Consider the following 2,827-nt stretch of genomic DNA (forward strand, 5'->3'; position numbering starts at 1 on the left):
AGACGTGTATAAGAGACAGACTACGACCCCTGGGTCGCCGCCCCCCTCCAGCAGAACGGTTCCGCCGTCGACAGCGAGAGCGGTCGGCGTAAGCGCGTCAGGCGGTTGCTGGTTCTGGGAGCCGTACTCATCGCGCTGGTGGCCGGAGGCCTCGGCGGAGCCGTGGGGGCGTATCTCGAGCGGAACGGGGGGATCGAGGACGTCGAGCTGCCGCAGGCCGGGACGGAGGCCAAGGGGCGGGAGCCGGACAGCGTGGCCGGGATCGCGGCCAGTGCGCTGCCCAGCGTGGTGACCCTGCATGTGAGCGGGTCGGACGCGCAGGGCACGGGCACCGGCTTCGTGCTCGACGAGCGCGGACACATCCTCACCAACCACCACGTCGTGGATCCCGCCGGAGCGAGCGGCGACATCTCCGTGACCTTCAGCGGGGGCGAGAGCGCGAAGGCCGAGCTGGTCGGTGGTGACACCGGCTACGACCTTGCCGTGGTGAAGGTGAGCGGCGTCAGCGGTCTCAAACCCCTGCCGCTCGGCAACTCCGACAATGTCCAGGTCGGCGATCCGGTGGTGGCCATAGGCGCACCGTTCGACCTCGAGAACACCGTGACCTCCGGGATCATCAGCGCCAAGGAGCGGCCGATCACCGCGGGCGGCGAATCGGGCGACCGCAGCGACGTCTCGTATGTCGACGCCCTGCAGACCGACGCTCCGATCAACCCCGGCAACTCGGGCGGCCCCCTCGTCGACTCCAAGGCCCGCGTCATCGGCATCAACAGCGCCATCCGCTCCGCCGACAGCGGCTCCGACCTGGAGAGCGCCCAGGCCGGATCGATCGGCCTGGGCTTCGCCATACCCATCAACCAGGGCAAGCGCGTGGCCGAAGAGCTGATCAACACCGGTAAGGCCACGCACCCGGTGATCGGTGTCACGCTCGACATGGACTACACGGGCGACGGCGCCCGCGTCGGCACCAAGGGCGACGGCGGCGCGCCGGTCACCAAGGGCGGCCCCGGCGACCGGGCCGGCATCAAGGCGGGCGACGTCATCACCGAGGTCGACGGCCGCCCCGTCCGCTCCGGCGAGGAGCTCATCGTCAAGACCCGGGCCCACCGCCCCGGCGACCGCCTCGAACTGACCGTGGAGCGCGACGGCAAGGAGCGGAAAATCAGCCTCGTCCTCGGCTCCGCCGACGGCGACTGACCGGAACGGACGCGGCGACAGAGGGACAACAACAGACGGGAACCAACAGGAACCCATCACGAACTGACAGGAACGGCAGGAGTAAGACGCCGGGACAGTACCGGACAGACAGGAACGCCGGGTACCGTGGATCCGGCCCGGACCACGGAAGAATCCCGCCGAGGCCGAGGACATCACGAGGAGCTGCAAGGTGTTCAATGACATAGGACCGCTCGAGCTGGTGGCGCTCGTTGTCCTTGCCGTGCTCGTCTTCGGCCCGGAGAAGCTCCCGAAGATGATCCAGGACGTCACGCGCACCATTCGCAAGATCCGCGAGTTCTCGGAGAGCGCCAAGGCGGACATCCGTGATGAACTCGGCCCGGAGTTCAAGGACTTCGAGTTCGAGGACCTCAACCCCAAGACGTTCATCCGCAAGCAGCTGGACAACGACGAACTGGGGCTCAAGGAGATCCGTAACGGCTTCGACCTGAAGAAGGAGATGGCCGAGGTCACGGACGCCGTCCACGGCCGCGACTCAGAGTCCGCCGCCGCCTCCTCCACCGCGTCGTCCTCCGGCGGCACCGTCGACATGACGAAGAAGCGCGAGCAGCTCGAGCCGGCCGAGCGCCCCCCGTTCGACGCGGACGCGACCTGAGGCGTACGCAGCCAAGGTACGTACCTGTGAGCCGTACGTACCTGAGGTGCACGGGCGGTGTACGGGCCTGAGGCGTGCGCCCCCTCGGCCGTTTGCCCCCGAGCTCCAAGAACCCCGTACCACCGAGTTCTGCCTGCTCACAAGCGGCGCGAGCGGACGCGTACCCGACCCACCCGCCGACCGGTTTCACAGCTCGCTGTCGGCGTGTGGCTATCCTGCCTAGTTGTTGTGCGGACCGGAGGGACGCCCGATGGGGGGCGGGCCGTTTCGGTCCGACGAGAGCGAGGAGGCGTCCGGGCAATGGAGACGACAAGTCGGGTAGGCGCGCAGGCGCCGGACGCGGAGGGCGGACAACCCGTCCCCTCCGCCCGGGGCACGGTCGACGGCTACCTGCTGGCGCCCTTCCCGTGGTACGGCCTCGACGAGGCCTTCACGGGACCGCGCTGGCTGATGAAGGTCGGCACCTCGGCCGATGGTGCCGTGGAGCACGGCTCGATCGGGCACGGCGACGAGCCGTCCGTACGCAGTGAGTCGACGACGGACGACAAGGAGCGCTTCGCGGTGGTGGTCACCGTCGCGTCCAGCCCCGTGCGGCGCAGCGCCGACGGCACCGGGCTCCTGGAGGCCACCTCGGTGTCCTCCGCGGCCTGGCTCGCGGGCGTGGGACTGCTGAACTGCACCTGGCCCGGCCAGATGGACCACACCCTCCGCGACGACTGGCTTGACCAGCAGACTGAGACGGCGTGGGTCCTCGCGGACGACCTGACCGGTCCGGACTGGTCCAGCCTCTCGCTCCCCGTGGACGGCGTTCCGGCGTCCTTCCACTACCGCGAGTCCGAGTTCGGCTGGGTCCTCGCGGGCTCCACGCAGCAGGGCGTCCACCTGGGCGCGTACGGGCGGGGGATGAGCGCGTACGGCCTGGGCTTCTCGGTGGTCAAGGACATCACCGCATACGTCTAGACAGTACGAGGGTGGGGGCGCCGTCTCGCGAGACGG

The 2,827-nt window shown here is 69.2% G+C and carries 2 protein-coding genes and 1 pseudogene; all 3 read left to right on the forward strand.

Features of this window, described 5'->3' with window-relative positions:
• Positions 1-18: 18 nt before the first annotated feature.
• Positions 19-1,197, forward strand: a pseudogene (locus G6048_RS47565) (S1C family serine protease); the annotation flags it as partial.
• Between the two features lie 190 nt (positions 1,198-1,387).
• The gene (locus tag G6048_RS47570; RefSeq protein ID WP_165345823.1) at positions 1,388-1,831 is read left to right on the forward strand and encodes a sec-independent translocase; all 444 of its coding nucleotides are present in this window, start codon (positions 1,388-1,390) and stop codon (positions 1,829-1,831) included.
• A 300-nt stretch (positions 1,832-2,131) separates the two neighbouring features.
• Positions 2,132-2,791 (forward strand): hypothetical protein, encoded by a 660-nt coding sequence (locus G6048_RS47575; protein WP_165345824.1) that lies wholly within the window; start codon positions 2,132-2,134, stop codon positions 2,789-2,791.
• Positions 2,792-2,827: the final 36 nt, after the last annotated feature.

Origin of the sequence: Streptomyces ureilyticus (genome assembly GCF_011045025.1) — a bacterium.
In the GTDB taxonomy this organism is placed as follows: domain Bacteria; phylum Actinomycetota; class Actinomycetes; order Streptomycetales; family Streptomycetaceae; genus Streptomyces; species Streptomyces ureilyticus.

Bases quoted from the DNA above. Each gene is read 5' to 3' on its own strand.
- G6048_RS47575 (WP_165345824.1), top strand. From the start codon at position 2,132: ATGGAGACGACAAGTCGGGTAGGCGCGCAGGCGCCGGACGCGGAGGGC.